The following is a 16,637-nucleotide window of genomic DNA, read 5'->3' as shown; positions in this document are numbered from 1 at the left end:
ATTATATCAAATTTAGACTGTCGCTTTAATAGCTTCCTCTCTTACATTTCCAGCTTCTTCAGCTTTCGGCTTATGAAGGAAAGCAACAATGATGATGTTAATCAGCATCGCGGCTCCTCCAACTGCAACCATTGACCAGATGAATGGACTTGGACTTGTGCTTCCGAATAGGTTGGCAAAGTAGGCTTGAACAGAATAGTACATCGGTGAAATATGACTCATCCATTCGTATGGCGCGTACATCATTTCACGTGACATAGTAGCTCCATTTGCTAGTGTCTGCATCAACAATACTGGCAAGTTCAGCAGCATACCGCCTTGACCAAGCAAGAAGATGAAGATGGCTGTGAAGTTGAAGCATACCATATAGTTCAAGATTTGCTGCCCAAGCATACCGAAGTACACATCGCCGCCTGGATCATTCACCAAGTAGACGATTCCGGTCGCAACCAATGCACCTAATACCGCAATGATTAATGCAGTCAGTTGGACATATAGGAATAGACGCGCTCTGCTCGCTTTTCCTTTACTTTCTTTAAATGCACCTACTAATTGCATCGCACCAATCATCGCACCAACATAACCAGCCATTGTCAGGAACATAGGCAGCATGTTGTTATTCATGCCATCTGGCATTTCATTGATAGTGACGATGTTTCCTTGATATGCAGTTTCAATCTTATCGCTCAATTCAGCAGCTTGATCCTCCGGTACATTGAAGTTCATCAACACACCTTCTGCCGTCTGTTTGGAAAACTGGGTGCTCAATTGATCATTGATCTGTCCAACGACCGAGCTCATTGTGGAAGAAACGGTAGTTGCTCCTGCTTCATTGATCGTAAAGTCGATACTGGAGGATGCCTCCCCGCTTTGTACATTTTCCGAGAAATTCTCCGGAATGTGAACGACCAATGCTAAGTCATTTTTCTCTAAATCCTTTAAAGCTTCCTTATTCGTCAAATTTGTCTCAATATCTTTGAAAGGCAGCTTTTCAGATAGCTGGCCTGCAATGGTGGCACCGACTTCTCCTACATCGTCATTGACGATGGCAACTTTTAATTGATCGACATTGCCAGGGATTGCTGAGTAACCAGGCAGGAAGATCCCAAGCATGAAGACCGCATATAAAATCCCCATGAAAATAGCTGCAATAGCACCTTTATTTTTCAAAAACTGACTAAATTTCATTTTTGCATCCTTCCTTAAATAAGATGTAAATTAGTTTATTTGTAGTACTCAAATTAGAGTACTTTCGTTAGAGCACTTATCATTCTATTGCTCTTTCTGTCGAAAGTCAATAAGGGTTTTATTTATTCACAAAAAGTACAAAAAAAAGCCCTTATACTAGGAGCGTATAAGGGCTTTCACTTATTCAATTATAATAACTGCTTTTGGCTTGCTGATTGTCTCGAACTTCAACCCTGGTTCACCGAAATACGGCATTCCATCCTTCCAAAAGAAACGCTGGATGCGAGCATGGCGATTGTGATCATATAACGGATTTCCTTCTATCTCTTTATATGATCTGGCATGATAAACAAGCAAATCGAAGCCTTCTTCCGTCACGGTAAAGCTGTTATGGCCCGGTCCATAAAGCTTCGTATTTTCTGAACTCGTCAGCACAGGGTCGGGTAGTTTCGTCCAAGAGGCTGGATCAAGCAGATCCGCGTTTTCATCTGCATGTAAAAGCCCCATCGCGTAGCGATCATCCGTTGCGCTCGCAGAGAAAGTCAGGAATACTTTCCCGTGACGATGTAGGAAAGCCGGGCCTTCATTAACGTCAAAGCCTGCTCTTTCCCAATCATGCTCAGGCTTTGCAATCAGGACTTGCTCGCCTTTTAACCTCCAAGGAGTCTCCATTTCCGCGATATAAAGATTGGAAATCGTGTCATGCTCTGTTTTCTGGGCCCAGACCAGAAAGCGCCTGCCTTGATGTTCGAATGTTGTTGCATCCAATGAAAAGCTCTGGAAATCGGTATTGATTGCTCCTTTTTCCGTCCATTCATCAAACAGCGGATCTCCTGTACATTCCAGTACATATGGACGGATTGCCCAGACATCTTCTTTATCTCCCGCGGCAAAATGTATGTACCATTTTCCATCGATATGATGCAACTCGGGCGCCCAAATATGCTCCGACAATATACCGGATGCATGTGCCCTCCAGATTGTATGTTCCTCTGCTTCGCGCAGCCCTGCAAGCGTCTTGGAGCGGCGCAGAACGATTCTGTCATACTGGGGATAAGAGCCAGTGAAATAATAGAATCCGTCTTCCGCTTTTAGAATATAAGGATCCGCACGCTGTTCGATGAACGGCTCTGGGTACTCTTCCATTTCAAACTTGCCTTGTATTTCGTAGGTTCCTGGCTTACTCGTATCCGGCACATCTGCCCACGACACCCGATAGTCTGCTTCCACATCCTCATCGATATAAACCGTTACCGTCTCCGGAAGCTTAATAATCTCTCCTTGCTTCGCATAAACTTCGACACTTTCGACATTCATCGTTTTCATCATAGTCCCTCCAGATTCTTAAACGAATGGAAGCTCCTTTATGGAAGGCAGGACCAAGTCTGGTTTGATACTCGATATGTCCGCCTGCTCCTTTGTTGTATTTCCCGTCAGTACCAGTGCTGTTTTCAGACCAAACATTGCTCCCATGGCAATATCGGAAGTCAGGCTGTCTCCGACTATCATCGTTTTTTCCCGATTGCTGCCTGCTTGCTGCATGACCTTCTGATACATGAAATGTGATGGCTTACCGACAATGATATCCGTCTTCTTGCCTGTTGACGCTTCGATGGCACCAATCAGTCCGCCTACATCAAGCTGCAGTCCTTCTTTTCCCGGAAAAACAGGATCCTGATTCGTTGCAAGAATCCTGGCACCGTGCATGACAGCGCGGAAAGCTTGATTCAAATCATGATACGTCACGCCAGTATGCAAGGATATGACAAGCCAATCTGCTTTCTCAGGTTTTGCCGCGAGCGTCAGACCTGCCTCTACCAATTCTTCCCGCAGCCCTTCCTCGCCAAGTATCCAAACCGGCAGCTTCGGGTAGTGCGTCTGCAAATAATCGGCTGCGAGAAAAGAGGATAGAATGATATCCTCCTTCTCCCAGCTGATGCCCTGTGCCTGAAAATAGGCAGCTATCTGCTGGCGCGAATGGGTACCTCGATTGCTAAGCCCGATCACTCTTTTACCTGCTTCCTGCAGGGTATGAATCGTCTCAGCAGCTCCTTCGATCAACGTGAAATCCTTCCATACAGTACCGTCCAAATCAAATAGAATGCTATCCAATGCTTGATAATAAGTCATTCCGTTCGCCTCCTTTCTTCGATTATACCTGCTGCCAGCGATCCCCGTCAGGAGCTGGGCAGCGTTTATTTGGAAGGGAGGCTCGGAAAAGGACAAAACAGCCGCAGTGCTTACATGTATGATCAGCTGTCAGTGACGGACACTCTGAGCAGATGGCCAAACGAGCAGATACTGTCGCTTCTTCAACCAAAACTGGCTCCAGTGCCAATTGACCTGCCACAAGTGCAGCTGCTTCCTCCACTGAATACGTTTTTCCCTGCGGGCAAGTCCGGCATGTCATCGGCTGCCAATCCGATCCTGTGGCGGAAAGCTGATCTGCTCTGTCTTGAATTGGTTAATGAGAAACAGCCCGGTACATCGGTCACGCAGATGGTAAGCTTCATTCAAGCTATCTTGTACAAGCTTATCGTCAATCCCAATCTCTTGAGTCGAAGCTGGTGCTCCGACTTGATACAGATAATAGCGCAGGGCTTCAGCTGTCGGCAGCGCTGCAATCTTCAGGCGGATTTCTTCCCAGTTCTCCCGCAGTGCAGCACTGTTTGTTCCTCCTGCTTCCGAAGCATCAAATTGTTCAGCCCAGTTTTTGTACAATTCCGTTATAATTGCACAAGCAACTCCGACTTTGGCTCCATGAAGCAGCTGCCGTTTATCTGTCTCAAGTAAATGCATTTCCCAATAATGGGACAAATGATGTTCTGCTCCTGAAGCCGGACGGGAAAAGTCAAGTATTTGCATGACGATGCCAGACTCGATCAAAGCCTCCATCAGGATCCTTATGCCTGCTTCATTTGCTTTGGCTATTTCCTCAATATGGTCTACGCAAGTATCAAGTGAGTGCCGGGTCATGTTGGCAGCCAACGCATTATACGGTTCTCCTCCGACTTTTGCGGATATTTCCCAGTCAAGCAATGATGTGAATTTCCCCAAGATATCCCCAAAGCCAGCTGCAGTAAGGGGGCGAGGTGCTGCACACAATACATCCAAATCCGCAAAAACTGCCACTGGGGCTGCTGTCTGGATCGTCTGCTTCACTCCCCGTAAAATCAGAGGTGCTCCTTTTGAAGTGAAGCCGTCGACGGATGCCGCTGTCGGAACAGCGACGAATGGAATGGAAAGCTTCTGACTGCAAAAACGAGTGATGTCATGTATCGTCCCGGCCCCAACCGCCAGCAGGACATCCGTATCAATCGGCGTTTCAACAAGCACTTGCACAAGTGACGCTTCGTCGGCATTCACTTGACCATGATGATTTGCGAGAAGTTCGATGACATGAACATGTATGCTTTCTGCCTGGAGCAGCGATGCCAGCTGATCACCTGCTGCAGCTTTCGTCTTTGCATCCACAATGAGGACAGCCCGACTCCAACTATTCCCTTCCAGATAAGCACTGATGGATGCCAGTGCACCAGCTTCCACTTCAAGCTGCGGAAACGCGTCCTGACTTATCCCGAATTCCTCTGCCAATGCCAGCATATCCGCTGATAACTGCATCAAGCCCCCTCCTCGATGGTCAAAACTGTCACGCTCATCGGCGGTAAAGTGACGCTCAGTCCGCCATCCCGCTCAGTGAAGGTGGAGAAAGGCACCACTGTCACATCCTCAGGCTGTTCAAATGTGTTTCGGGCATCTTTCTTGTCAGCCGTAAGGATCTTACCGCTCACTGAACCCAATGCTGCACCGCGAATCTCGGTATTCACTTCCACTTCATTTGTGTGATCCAGATTACACAAACTGATATGAATCTTGCCATCTTGCCCTCTCGATACAGAAGTACTGACAGCAGGGTATGCCAGCTCCCCATGCTTAATCTCTTCCGATACCAGATGGAAGGAAAGACGTTCTGCATCCTGGTGCACCTGGTACAAATCAAACACATGGTAAGTCGGAGTCTTGATCATCTCCTGTCCTTCTGTCAGGATCATCGCCTGCAGAACGTTCACCGTTTGCGCGATATTCGCCATCTGGACCCGATCGCTATGGTTGTTGAAAATATTCAGTGAAGCACCGGCAACAAGTGCATCACGAATTGTATTCTGCTGGTACAGGAAGCCTGGGTTGGTTCCTGGTTCAACGTCGAACCATGTCCCCCACTCATCAATGATCAATCCGACACGTTTCTCGGGATCGTATTTATCCATGATGATACCGTGCTTTTCAATCAGCTCCTCTATGAAAAGCGCCCGCTTCAATGTCAAATGCCATTCATCTTCGGTAAAATCGGTAGCAGAGCCTTTACCAAGCCAGAAATCACCCGGGATCGTATAATAATGCAGGCTCAATCCATCCATCAATGCAGCAGCTTCCTTCATCAGCGTATCCGTCCACTTATAATCATCGATATTGGCACCGCCGGCAATCTTATACAGCTTATTATCGCCATAATTTCGTACATATGTCTGATAGCGCCGGTACAGATCTGCATAATATTCCGGGCGCATATTTCCGCCGCAGCCCCAGTTTTCATTGCCGACACCGAAGTACTTCAACTTCCATGGCTCTTCTCTTCCATTCTCCTGGCGCCAAGCCGTCATTGGTGATTCGCCGTCGAATGTCATGTACTCAACCCATTCGGACATCTCCTGAACAGTCCCGCTGCCGACATTTCCACAAATATACGGCTCAGCTCCAAGCAGCTCGCAAAGCGTGAAGAATTCATGTGTGCCAAAGTGATTATTCTCCACGACTCCTCCCCAATGGGTATTCACCATCCGCTTGCGTCCCTCACGGGGGCCGATGCCATCCTTCCAATGATATTCATCGGCAAAACAGCCGCCCGGCCAGCGCAAAACAGGGATGTTCAGCTTTTGAAGAGCTTCGAGTACATCGTTGCGGATACCTTTTGTATTTGGAATCGAGGAATCCTCTCCAACCCAGATACCTTCATAAATACCCCTGCCAAGATGCTCAGCGAAATGACCATATATATTTTTATTGATTTTTCCTTCTGTGACGTCTGCCTGAATGATCAATTTTGTCGACATGCTTTTCGCTCCAATCTATCAGAAATTTACTAGCTAGCTAACTGTTCCTGCTGTTTCATTGTGCTGAATACCTTCATGCTCAGCCACATCCAGCCGAACGCGCTGACGCTGAAACAGAAAAACACAAGCAGCACCGGCAAGCCGATACTATGGTACAAAAGTGCAAACAGGAGTACTGCGATTGACAGTGTCATATGGAATCTTGTCAGTCCAATGATGAATGCATTCCTGACAACCTGAAATGTACCTGCTTTATAATGCGCCAGCAGTGGAAAACTCCAAAATACGACTGTCAGATAGCAGAAAATGAGCACATAGAAAAGGAAAGGCACCAAGAAGAACAACTGACCATCTGCCTGCCTGATAAGCAAATAGTTGATATACAGGATGAAACCCGCTCCCCCGAGCAGCCACCCAAGCTTGTTCGCTGACCAGAATTCCTGTTTGTACGCTTGACGGAACGTACGGTGCATCTTCACTTCCTCTCCATTCAAAAGCCGGCGGGACACCTGTAAAGCAGCCACCGTTGCCGGAGCAGCCCCGGCAACAACCAGGCCTAAGAGGCTGTATAACAGGAATAGTGCATTCAAGTATGCAAAACGGGTGATCCACAAAAGAGACTTATCGAGATTTTTCATCGCTTTATTCAACATGTTCCTAACCCCTCTCCATCAAATGCAAGACTCAGCCTTTGACACCACCGACAGTCAATCCTGAAATGAAATAACGCTGGAAGAAAACGAATAGGATGACAATCGGAATGATCGTCATGACCGACCCCGCAATCAAAATGTCGTAGTTATTTCCGTACGGCGTCAAAAGCGTGGCCAATCCGAGCGGCAGGGTGAACATATCGTTCGATCGCAGTACGAGCAGCGGCCACAGGAAGTTATTCCAGCTGCCCAGCCCTTGCAAGATCGCCATCGCTGCTAGTGATGGTCCCATCAGCGGCAGCATGATTTTAAAGAATATACCGTATTCGGTCGATCCATCGATTCGCGCTGCATCCATCAATTCCTTCGGCAAGCCTAATGCATATTGCCGGAAGAAGAACACTGCCACCGGGGCAACGACACCTGGCAAAATGACGCCAAGATACGTATCGATGAGCATCATATCCATCATAAGGCGGAATAATGGCAGCATCAGAATTTCGAATGGCACCATCAAAATGAACACAACCGCCACGAAGAAGATGTTGCTTCCTTTGAAGTCATACATCGCCAGCGCATATCCGACCATGGAAGAAAAGAACAAGGACAGGACAATCATCAAAGCTGAAATCCAAATACTGTTTCCGTACCATGTCCAATACTCTGGAGATTGTGTGAAAATGTACGTATAGTTGCTTAACGTCAATTCATCCCAAGGAAAACTGAATGATATACCGTTCCTCATCAGGGAAGAGGAAGGGATGAAAGAAGAAAGCACCATGCTTATGATCGGGAAAAGCGCTATCAGGCTGACAATGGCCATTACCACAGTTGCAATGACTCCGATGAGTCTGTTGTTAGACTTTTTCATCACCTATCCCCCTTCTTGAATGTACCAGTGGCAATCAAATAGATAATGCTGATTACGAAGATGATGAGCATCAATACGACACCAAGAGCAGCACCGAAGCCCATATCGTTCTGTTGGATACCTTGCTGGTAAATATAAGCCGCAATCGACAGACCGATGTTACCCGGAGACCCGACAGCCCAGAACACATAGCTTTCTTCAAACATACGGAAGCCATTGATTATCGTAATCGTACTGACGAAAATGATGATTGGTTTCAGCATCGGCATCGTGATGAAACGGAAGCGCTGCCATCTCGTGGCACCATCGATTTCGGCTGCTTCGTACATCTCATCCGGCACATTCTGCAAAGCTGCCAGGAAGTAAAGAATATTTACGCCGATCCAACGCCAGCAAGCAAGTAATACCATCAGTCCAATAGCCGCCCATGGAGTAAACATCCATTTAAGCGGTTCAGAACCGAACAATCCAATGAGCTGATTGGCCACTGCCCCTTCTTGCTCACTGAACATGAAACGGAAAATCATACCGCCGACAATTGTGGATGTAAGCGCCGGGATAAAGAGTGATGCACGGAAAAGTGTCCGAAATCTCACATGTTTCGAATTCAGGATCACCGCAAGCACCATCGGAACGATCGTCAGTATCAATACGGTAAGAACCACATAAGCAGTCGTATTGGAAACTGCCCTGTAGAATGTTGGGTTGAACACACGTTCATAGTTGCTCATCCCAATGAATTCCACCTGTCCCGGAAGCACACTCTGGAAACTCATGATCACACCCTGGATAGCGGGGTATACAGTGAAAAGGAGCAGCGAAAGGACAAATGGCGATATGAAAACGAAAGGTACAACTTTCTTTGAGTTCAGGAACCGGACGAGCTTGTTTTGTTTCTTTCGTGCTCTCACCGGTGTCACTGGTGTAGCTGTATTCATCAAATCCCCCCTTGGGTCTTAGTTTGATTTAGTTTGATTTAGCTTGACGCAGCCGGATAACGTTCCAGGAAGTTTTATTCAGATGTACCTTCAGCCTGCCGTCTTCCAAGCTGGATTCCCCATTGCCGTGCGGCGTGACACGTGCCGTATCCTTCGTATTGACAGCTTTCAAATCATGATGCTCAAGCACGATATGCTCTTGTAGTTCATAACCTTCAAAGCTTCGGACATCCACTTCCAGCGGAATCGCTTCTTCCAGATGCTTATTCACTAGGAAAACCGTAAGCTCCTGTTCCTGCTCGTTATAAACAGCAGCACTGTCGATGTAAGGCACATCCGTGAAGTCCTTGCTGTCATACTTCGGAGAAGAAAGGATTGGCTGAAGGCTGATACCCCGGCCATAGACGGATGCATGCAGATAAGGATAATAGATTGTCTGTTTCCAAGATTGGCCGTTATTTTCCGTCATGATCGGTGCAATCACGTTCACCAGCTGCGCCATGCAGGCCATCTTCACCCGATCAGCATGACGAAGCAAAGTGATGAGCATGCTTCCAACCAGCAGGGCATCTTCGAAGTTATAGACATCTTCCAGCTGCGGAGGTGCGACTGTCCATGGATCCAGTTTTTCATCCTGCTCCCTTGAGTGGTACCAGACATTCCATTCATCAAAACTCAAGTTGATTGTTTTCTTGCAGCGATGCTTGGCTTTGATGTAATCACAGGTAGAAGTTACAGTCTTGATAAAATGATCCATATCCATGTTCTTCGCCAAGTAATTGGCTGGATCATTGGAGCTATTGCCGTAATATTGGTGCAGCGAGATATAATCCACTTCGTCATAGGCAATATCCAATGTCGTTGCTTCATACTCCGGGAAAGTCGGCATATCAGTATTCGAGCTGCCGCAGGCCACGAGTTCAATGCTCGGATCGACAAGCTTCATCGCTTTTCCTGTCTCTTTGGCGATTTTGCCGTATTCAGCTGCCGTCTTTTGCCCTACCTGCCACGGTCCATCCATTTCGTTACCCAAGCACCAGGTCTTGATGCTATGCGGCTGTTCATAACCATGCTCCCTGCGCAAATCACTCCAGTACGTTCCGCCCGGATGATTGGTATATTCAATCAGATTACGAGCGGCATCGATTCCTCTTGTACCAAGATTCACTGCCATCATGACATCCGCCTGCACTTTTTTGGCCCAATCGACGAATTCATTTGTCCCTATTTCATTGGGCTCGATCGTACGCCAAGCAAGCTCCAACCGTTTTGGACGTTTTTCCTTCGGTCCGACACCATCTTCCCAGTTATAAGCAGAAACCATATTACCGCCAGGATAACGCACGATTGGTACCTGCAGCTCTTTTACCAATTCGATGACATCCTTCCGAAACCCTTGCTCATCCGCTTCTGGGTGACCTGGTTCATAGATACCGCCATAAACAGCCCTTCCTAAATGTTCAATAAACGAACCATAAATCCGCCGATCCACTTCGCTGATTTGATAGTTTTTGTCCAGTACCATTGTTGCTTGCAATTTATCTGCCATGTATCCCAACTCCTTTTGATTGATAACGCTTACAAAAAGAAAGAAAAAAGAAGGCGACCTGCATCGCATCATGTACGAACATATTTAGACTCGTGTTTCAAACATTCAAAATATGTACGTATAAGTTTATATGTTTAGTATAGTCAGATATCTTTATAAAAACAAGCGTTTTTTGTGATAAAAGGAAATTTTAAAAAAGGAGCAGCGGTTGATCCGCTGCTCCCATACTTTATCCAACCTATTGCTTCATTGTGCTTTCAATCTTATCGGCAGCTTCTTTCATTGCTTCCTCAGGTGATTTGTTTTTCTGTCTCAATACCGAATCTGCTATGATCGTGTTATATTCGGTCGAGACATCCGGTGTATTCTCTGTAATATTGAGCGTGTTGATTTCGTCCTTCACATCCAATAGCATATCGAAGATGCCATCGCCGAAGAATTGATAGTATTTGTTGTCTTCCTTTACTGCTTCGCTTTCCCATACATCCCAGCGAGGCGGGTCGAACCCGAGAATCTTCCATAAATTAATGCTGCCCTCTTCCGAAAGCTTTGCATAAGCGAGGAATTCCTTCGCCAAATCCTTATCTTCCGACTGGTTGGTCACGACTGTACCTGTTCCACCCATACCAGCGGAGCGCTTACCGCCTTCTTCCCATGCCGGAAGCGGCTTGATAGCTATCTTGCCTTCCATTTCAGGCATATTGTCAAGGAAACGCCCCATATACCATAGCGGAGCCAAGATGGCAGCAGATTTGCCTTCTGTGTAATATTTATAGAAATCTTCTGATTGGTTATTGCCACCAGGGGTCAGTTCAGCAATTTTTTCGGTATAAATAGCATCGTACAAGAATTGGAGTGTCTTTACATTTGTTTCGTTATCCAATGTCAAATTTCCTTCTGCATCAAAGAAGTCGGAATCCTGCTGGGAAACCATCGGCCATAAATCCATAAGGAAGTCAGCTGTACCAACATTCCACATCACTGCATCCGTTTTCTCCGTCACTTGTTTGCCAGCTTCCACGAAATCATCCCATGTTTCGATGGAATCGATATCGACACCCGCCTGTTCCATGATTTCGGTATTATAATACATGACAGTTGCACCTACATGCGTAGGAACGCCATAGTAGTCTCCATCCTTGGCATATAGCTCGAACCTTGCCTGAACGGAATCAGCCAATACCGGCTCAACATATTCATTCATTGGTTCCAATTGAGGCTCACCCTGCAGATAGTTAGGGAATTTGCTCAGTTCGATATCCGCAATGTCTGGTGCACCTTTACCAGACTGCAAACTCAACAATAGATTATTATGCATTTGATCAAATGGATAGGTTTCTGCAACAAGCTTAATCGGTCGATCCGGGTATTCTTCATTCCAGCGTTCTGCTGCATCTTTGAATAAATCCATATGCTGACCGACAAATGTCCAATAAGTCAATTCAGTTGCGTTCTCAAGATCTCCACCGACCACTTCTGTTTCATCCGCTTCGCTTCCTCCGCTACTGCCGCCTTTGCTGCAAGCTACCAGCACAATGATCATCAAACCGATCATCAGCGTCTTCAAGATTTTCTTCATCAAAGCTCCCCCTCATTTTTTAATTCAAAAAGCAAACTTTGAAAGCGTTTACCAAAGAGGTCATACCTCCCTTTCCGTTCAGCCAACTGAAGATCGTTCTGGATGATAGCGCATACATTTTCATGTCAGCCTATACGGTGTGTGTTATGTACATCGTATCACCGCTCCACTAATCAGTCAATAAGTTTCATTACATTAACTCAATAACTTATACGAACAAGGTTTAAAACAAAGAAAATATAACTAAAACTTGTTTAATAAGTTATAAAAATGGAGCTGACGTCATCAGCTCCATTTGCTTACTTTGTTTTTTCCAATGTCTCTTCTCCTATAGCTTGCGTCGACTGTCTTGGTACAAGTTTTGTCGGAAATACAATACTATCGATTGCGGCCTCATAACCCTTCCCTTGCCCGCTCTCAATTAAATCCAGGATCAGTTTGCCGGCTGCTCGGCCAAGCTCTGCTTTTGGATGTGCGACAGAAGTCAGCTTTACCTCAGATAATTCGGTCAGGAAGGAATCATCAAAGCCGACGATGGACATATCCTGTGGAATCTTGATATTTCGTTCCCGGAGGACATTGATTAGCTTGATCGCCAGTTCATCGTTATAGCATACCAATCCAGTTGGCTTTGCTTCTGATTGATTCAATAAGGCTTCAAGCTCTTTTACAGGCTTCTCATGCTTCTCTTCCGTGCTGTAGGTGACAATATGATTTGGTGTGATTGGTACCTTGTGTTCGCGATGAGCCTTCAAATAACCTTTCATCCGCAGCGTCCCTTGCATATCATCCGTTTTGAAAAAACCGATGATATCCCGATGACCTTGCTTGATTAGATGCTCCGTCTGAAGGAAAGCACCCTGCTCATCATCTACCAGCACCCGAAACGGCTCCAGTGCATCGTAATACGCATTGATCATGATATACGGGATTTGCAAACGTTCGAGATTCAAGTAGTAGTTGATATTGGGATTTGCCGATGCACTTTTGGTCGGCTCGATGATTGCACCATCAAAACCAGTAGTTATGATTCGCTCCAAATACTCCCGTTCTTTCTCATGGTCATTATTCGTATTGAACAGACTGACATTATAGCCATGATCACTCAAATAAGCTTCAGCTCCGCGAATGATCGACGGAAAAATATAGTCGGAGATATAAGTCGTCACAATGGCGATATTCTTATTGGGCATCCCATTCTGCTGCAGCTGCTGTTTTGACCGATCGGCACAGAATGTACCCGCTCCTTGTTCACGATACAGCCATCCTTCTGTAACCAGTTCCCCTATCGCCAGCCGGACTGTATGACGGCTTACCTCGAATTGCTTCATCATTTCACTTTCGGACGGGATTTTTGCATGCGGCTCATACGTACCATCTAGGATTTTAGACTTGATTGCTTGCTTTACAATCCCATATTTTGTCTGCATAACTAACACCAGCTTCCTTGACATGTTCGTATAAGTTAGCATATCACAAGTTATGCGAGTGACGCACTATCTTGTTCGATATTATATCCGACGTACAATTTCACTAATGCATTTTTTTGCTGTTGCATATATGGTACGATCAGAACGGAAACAATTAATTCGTACATAAACTCTATACTCACAACCAAATAAACCGGCAAAATACACCTGGAGGAAGACGACATGATGAAAAAATACGATGCTTTATTTTTCGATGTAGACAACACCATCCTGGACTTCACCAAAACCGAACAGGAAGCCCTTCCGCTTCTATTCCAGCAGTACGGCTTGCCTACAGATGAAGCCGCCATGGCTTCATACCGTACCATCAACCAACGACTATGGAGTTCTTTTGAAAAAGGGGAGATCGACCGCGACACTGTCGTTCGTTCCAGATTCACTGAGTTCTTTGCACTGTATGACCGTCAAGTAGAAGGAGCAGAACTGGACACCGCTTATCGGGAACTTTTGGCACAAGGAAGACATATGATAGCTGGTGCCGCTGAGGTATTGGATAAACTGTCCAACCATTATCCATTGTATATTGTGACGAACGGTGTTTCAGAGACACAATTCCGACGGCTGAAAACTGCCGGACTGCTTCCTTACTTCCAATCCGTATTCGTTTCGGAAGATACCGGTTTCCAAAAACCTTTGTCTGGTTTTTTTGATTATGTGTTTGAACGCGTTCCCGGAATCGAACCGTATCAATCGTTGATCATCGGCGATTCCTTGGTAGCCGATATCCAAGGCGGAAATATGGCAGGTATGGACACATGCTGGTTCAACCCTAGCAGACTGCCGAACCATCTGCCGCTTACACCGGATTATGAAATCACTAAGTTGGAAGAATTGCTGGATATATTGAAATACTAGATGTACATACTTTTAGTAAATATATAATCGAAAGTACACCAAAAATAGTGTGGTTCAAAAAAGGGGACATGTTCATGCCCCCTTTTTTGAACCTTTTTTCGATAATATAGGTAAGAGCATGCAGTTTAAACTGATGCACAAAAAAGATGCGCTAAAAGCGCATCTTCAAACTGTTTTATCTTGCATATAACTTTGTACATAATCAGAGAATTGACGTAAAGCAAAGAATTGTTCATGTCTCTCCAATTTCGAAAACATCCACGAGTTCCTGGTGATTTTATTGCCCTCTTTATCTTGTATCGGAAGCTTATAAAGTTCACTATGGTTTCGTACCACTAAACCTGGAAGAATCGAGAAGCCTAAGTTATTTGAAATCATGTCCAGACAAGTGTCTGCACGATCGACTTCCATTATGACCTGAGGGGCTACAGTGAAATGCTCATACCACCATTTATCTATCATATTCTTCAGTTTAATATCCGTCTTATAGCTGATCATTGGCAGCTCCGGCAAAGCATCGATGCTGATAGGTTTGCTCGAGGCAACCACCATATCCTCCTCAAAGAGAAGCTGCTTCAAACCTGCCCAGCCATAGTCCCCTCTGACAAATGCTACATGTAATTCATCTTTAACAAGTAATCCGAATATATCCCTGCTCCACCCTGTGACAATTTGAAAATGAATGCGTGGATATAGAATTTGAAAGTCGCGCAGTACATCCAGGAAGAGAAATTTTGTGAAGAAATTCGAAATACCGACTTTAATCGTTCCGCTAGGTTCTGCCTGCATACTCCATCCGATTTCCCTTATCTCCTGCTGTTTTTTCAAAAGATATTGCGCTTTGCTTGCTAGGTACTCTCCTTCGGTCGTGAAACTTATCCCTCTTCGTTCTCTTCTTACCAGCGTAATACCGTATTCGGTCTCTATTTGTTTGAGCCTCTTCGTCAAAGCTGGCTGCGTCAACCCTAAGTTATGGGCAGTTTTCGTGATATTCCGACTCTTGTATAGATCCTGGAGAGTAAGCAGGGTGCTGAATTTCATCAAATCATTCCTTTATCAAATAATGATACCGAAAATTATGGCAACCAGTATCATGACCACGCTTGTGCCGACTGCCCATTTTAAAATGAATTTTTGATGATCACCGAATTCGACACCTGCCATTCCTACAAGCAGGTATGTCGAGGCAATCAACGGACTCATGGCATGTAATGGCTGACCAAGAACGGATGCCCTGGCGATGTGTACCGGGTCCACTCCATAAGCAGCAGCAGTTTCAGCGATGATCGGCAGTACACCAAAGTAATAGGGATCATTCGCCATAAAATAAGTCAGCGGCATGCTCGTGACGGCAGTTATGATAGCGAACCAGGAGCCAAACTGTTCAGGTATGACCGAAACAAGTGCCCCCGCCATTTCATCGACCATGCTTGTGCCTGAAAGTATACCTGTAAACACACCCGAAGCAAATATAAGGGATACAACAATCAAAACATTGGGTGCATGCGATTCCATCCGTTTCTTTTGTTCTTCAAGATTAGGATAATTGACGTATAACGCTATCCCAAATGCAATAACAAACAAAACCGGAAGCGGAAAGACACTAGTAACGAGTCCGACAATCAAGAGAACGGTGAGAGCAAAGTTAAACCAGATTAGCTTCGGGCGTTTGGTGGTACTGCCCGCTTCCAGCGTGGCTGCTTCCTCCATTCTCGTATCATCCATAAAACCAGGCTCCAAGCTGATAATTCCAAGCCGCTTCCGCTCTTTCTTCCCAAGGATGAAAGCTGTAAGGAAAACCCAGCATAACCCAGCTAACATGACAGGAATAAGCGGAGGGAATACCTCTGTTGGATCAAGATTCAAAGAAGTGATTGCTCTGGCAGTAGGCCCTCCCCAAGGGACAATATTCATCACACCGAACGCCATCATCGCAGTGCACGTCAGTACAAGCGGATTCATTTTAAGCTTTTTATAAAGCGGGAGCATAGCAGATACTGTGATTATATAGGTAGTGGTACCATCTCCATCGAGCGCAACCATCGTGGCTAACACAGCTGTACCGATAACGACCTTCAACGGATCTCCCTTTACAATGGACAAGATCTTATTTATCAGAGGATCGAACAATCCGGCATCAATCATAATTCCAAAATACATAACAGCAAACAAGAGCATGATCCCAGTCGGAGCTACCCCCACAAGGCCATCCAGAATCATCGGCCCCAGTTCTAAACCAAACCCTCCTATAATAGCGAAGATGATTGGTACTAATATGAGTCCCAGCAATGCCGATAAGCGTTTCGTCACAATAAGCAAGATAAACGTAAACATTAGCGCAAACCCTAGCAAAGCAATCATTTTTCATGCCACCCCTTCTTTGTAATCGCTTACAAAGAATAT

15 protein-coding genes are annotated in these 16,637 nt (G+C 45.6%); 1 reads left to right on the top strand and 14 read right to left on the bottom strand.

The features are described from left to right. Nucleotides 1-12 precede the first annotated feature (12 nt). From AB1K91_RS07545 to AB1K91_RS07490, 12 genes are all read right to left on the bottom strand, one after another. Nucleotides 13-1,188: a YhgE/Pip domain-containing protein gene (locus AB1K91_RS07545; protein WP_413089163.1), complete on the bottom strand. Its 1,176-nt coding sequence runs from the start codon at nucleotides 1,186-1,188 to the stop codon at nucleotides 13-15. Between the two features lie 180 nt (nucleotides 1,189-1,368). Further along, nucleotides 1,369-2,517: a family 43 glycosylhydrolase gene (locus AB1K91_RS07540; RefSeq protein ID WP_413089162.1), complete on the bottom strand. Its 1,149-nt coding sequence runs from the start codon at nucleotides 2,515-2,517 to the stop codon at nucleotides 1,369-1,371. A 15-nt stretch (nucleotides 2,518-2,532) separates the two neighbouring features. Next, entirely contained in the window at nucleotides 2,533-3,318 is a 786-nt protein-coding gene (locus AB1K91_RS07535) for an HAD-IIA family hydrolase (RefSeq protein WP_413089161.1), read from the bottom strand. Between the two features lie 22 nt (nucleotides 3,319-3,340). Continuing rightward, on the bottom strand, nucleotides 3,341-3,598 hold the full coding sequence (locus AB1K91_RS07530) for a DUF6171 family protein (RefSeq protein ID WP_413089160.1): 258 nt from the start codon (nucleotides 3,596-3,598) through the stop codon (nucleotides 3,341-3,343). Then, the gene (locus tag AB1K91_RS07525) at nucleotides 3,595-4,809 is read right to left on the bottom strand and encodes a sn-glycerol-1-phosphate dehydrogenase (RefSeq protein ID WP_413089159.1); all 1,215 of its coding nucleotides are present in this window, start codon (nucleotides 4,807-4,809) and stop codon (nucleotides 3,595-3,597) included. Before AB1K91_RS07525 ends, AB1K91_RS07530 begins: the two co-directional genes overlap by 4 nt. Then, nucleotides 4,809-6,299 (bottom strand): alpha-N-arabinofuranosidase, encoded by a 1,491-nt coding sequence (locus AB1K91_RS07520; protein ID WP_413089158.1) that lies wholly within the window; start codon nucleotides 6,297-6,299, stop codon nucleotides 4,809-4,811. The genes AB1K91_RS07525 and AB1K91_RS07520 overlap by 1 nt, the downstream gene beginning before the upstream one ends. A gap of 29 nt (nucleotides 6,300-6,328) precedes the next feature. After that, nucleotides 6,329-6,952 carry a YesL family protein gene (locus AB1K91_RS07515; protein WP_413089157.1) on the bottom strand — a complete coding sequence of 208 codons (624 nt, stop codon included), beginning with the start codon at nucleotides 6,950-6,952 and terminating at the stop codon, nucleotides 6,329-6,331. Between the two features lie 31 nt (nucleotides 6,953-6,983). Next, nucleotides 6,984-7,823, bottom strand: coding sequence for a carbohydrate ABC transporter permease (locus tag AB1K91_RS07510; protein ID WP_413089156.1), 840 nt, complete (start codon nucleotides 7,821-7,823; stop codon nucleotides 6,984-6,986). Continuing rightward, nucleotides 7,823-8,761 (bottom strand): carbohydrate ABC transporter permease, encoded by a 939-nt coding sequence (locus AB1K91_RS07505; protein ID WP_413089155.1) that lies wholly within the window; start codon nucleotides 8,759-8,761, stop codon nucleotides 7,823-7,825. The genes AB1K91_RS07510 and AB1K91_RS07505 overlap by 1 nt, the downstream gene beginning before the upstream one ends. A gap of 28 nt (nucleotides 8,762-8,789) precedes the next feature. Next, nucleotides 8,790-10,310 carry an arabinosylfuranosidase ArfA gene (gene arfA / locus AB1K91_RS07500; RefSeq protein ID WP_413089154.1) on the bottom strand — a complete coding sequence of 507 codons (1,521 nt, stop codon included), beginning with the start codon at nucleotides 10,308-10,310 and terminating at the stop codon, nucleotides 8,790-8,792. Nucleotides 10,311-10,548: 238 nt separating this feature from the next. Then, nucleotides 10,549-11,889 (bottom strand): ABC transporter substrate-binding protein, encoded by a 1,341-nt coding sequence (locus AB1K91_RS07495; protein WP_413089153.1) that lies wholly within the window; start codon nucleotides 11,887-11,889, stop codon nucleotides 10,549-10,551. Between the two features lie 299 nt (nucleotides 11,890-12,188). Continuing rightward, the gene (locus AB1K91_RS07490) at nucleotides 12,189-13,319 is read right to left on the bottom strand and encodes a GntR family transcriptional regulator (RefSeq protein WP_413089152.1); all 1,131 of its coding nucleotides are present in this window, start codon (nucleotides 13,317-13,319) and stop codon (nucleotides 12,189-12,191) included. Between the two features lie 225 nt (nucleotides 13,320-13,544). Between AB1K91_RS07490 and AB1K91_RS07485 the strand changes: the two genes are divergently transcribed. Beyond that, nucleotides 13,545-14,234 (top strand): YjjG family noncanonical pyrimidine nucleotidase, encoded by a 690-nt coding sequence (locus AB1K91_RS07485; RefSeq protein WP_413089303.1) that lies wholly within the window; start codon nucleotides 13,545-13,547, stop codon nucleotides 14,232-14,234. 165 nt (nucleotides 14,235-14,399) lie between these two features. Here the strand turns inward: AB1K91_RS07485 and AB1K91_RS07480 are convergent, their stop codons facing one another. After that, nucleotides 14,400-15,275 (bottom strand): LysR family transcriptional regulator, encoded by an 876-nt coding sequence (locus AB1K91_RS07480; RefSeq protein ID WP_413089151.1) that lies wholly within the window; start codon nucleotides 15,273-15,275, stop codon nucleotides 14,400-14,402. Between the two features lie 15 nt (nucleotides 15,276-15,290). Continuing rightward, nucleotides 15,291-16,595 (bottom strand): CitMHS family transporter, encoded by a 1,305-nt coding sequence (locus tag AB1K91_RS07475; RefSeq protein ID WP_413089150.1) that lies wholly within the window; start codon nucleotides 16,593-16,595, stop codon nucleotides 15,291-15,293. Nucleotides 16,596-16,637 lie beyond the last annotated feature (42 nt).

The sequence above is a fragment of the Terribacillus jepli genome (assembly GCF_047228925.1).
Lineage (GTDB): Bacteria > Bacillota > Bacilli > Bacillales > Amphibacillaceae > Terribacillus.
This window is presented reverse-complemented; position numbering and strand designations above follow the sequence as displayed.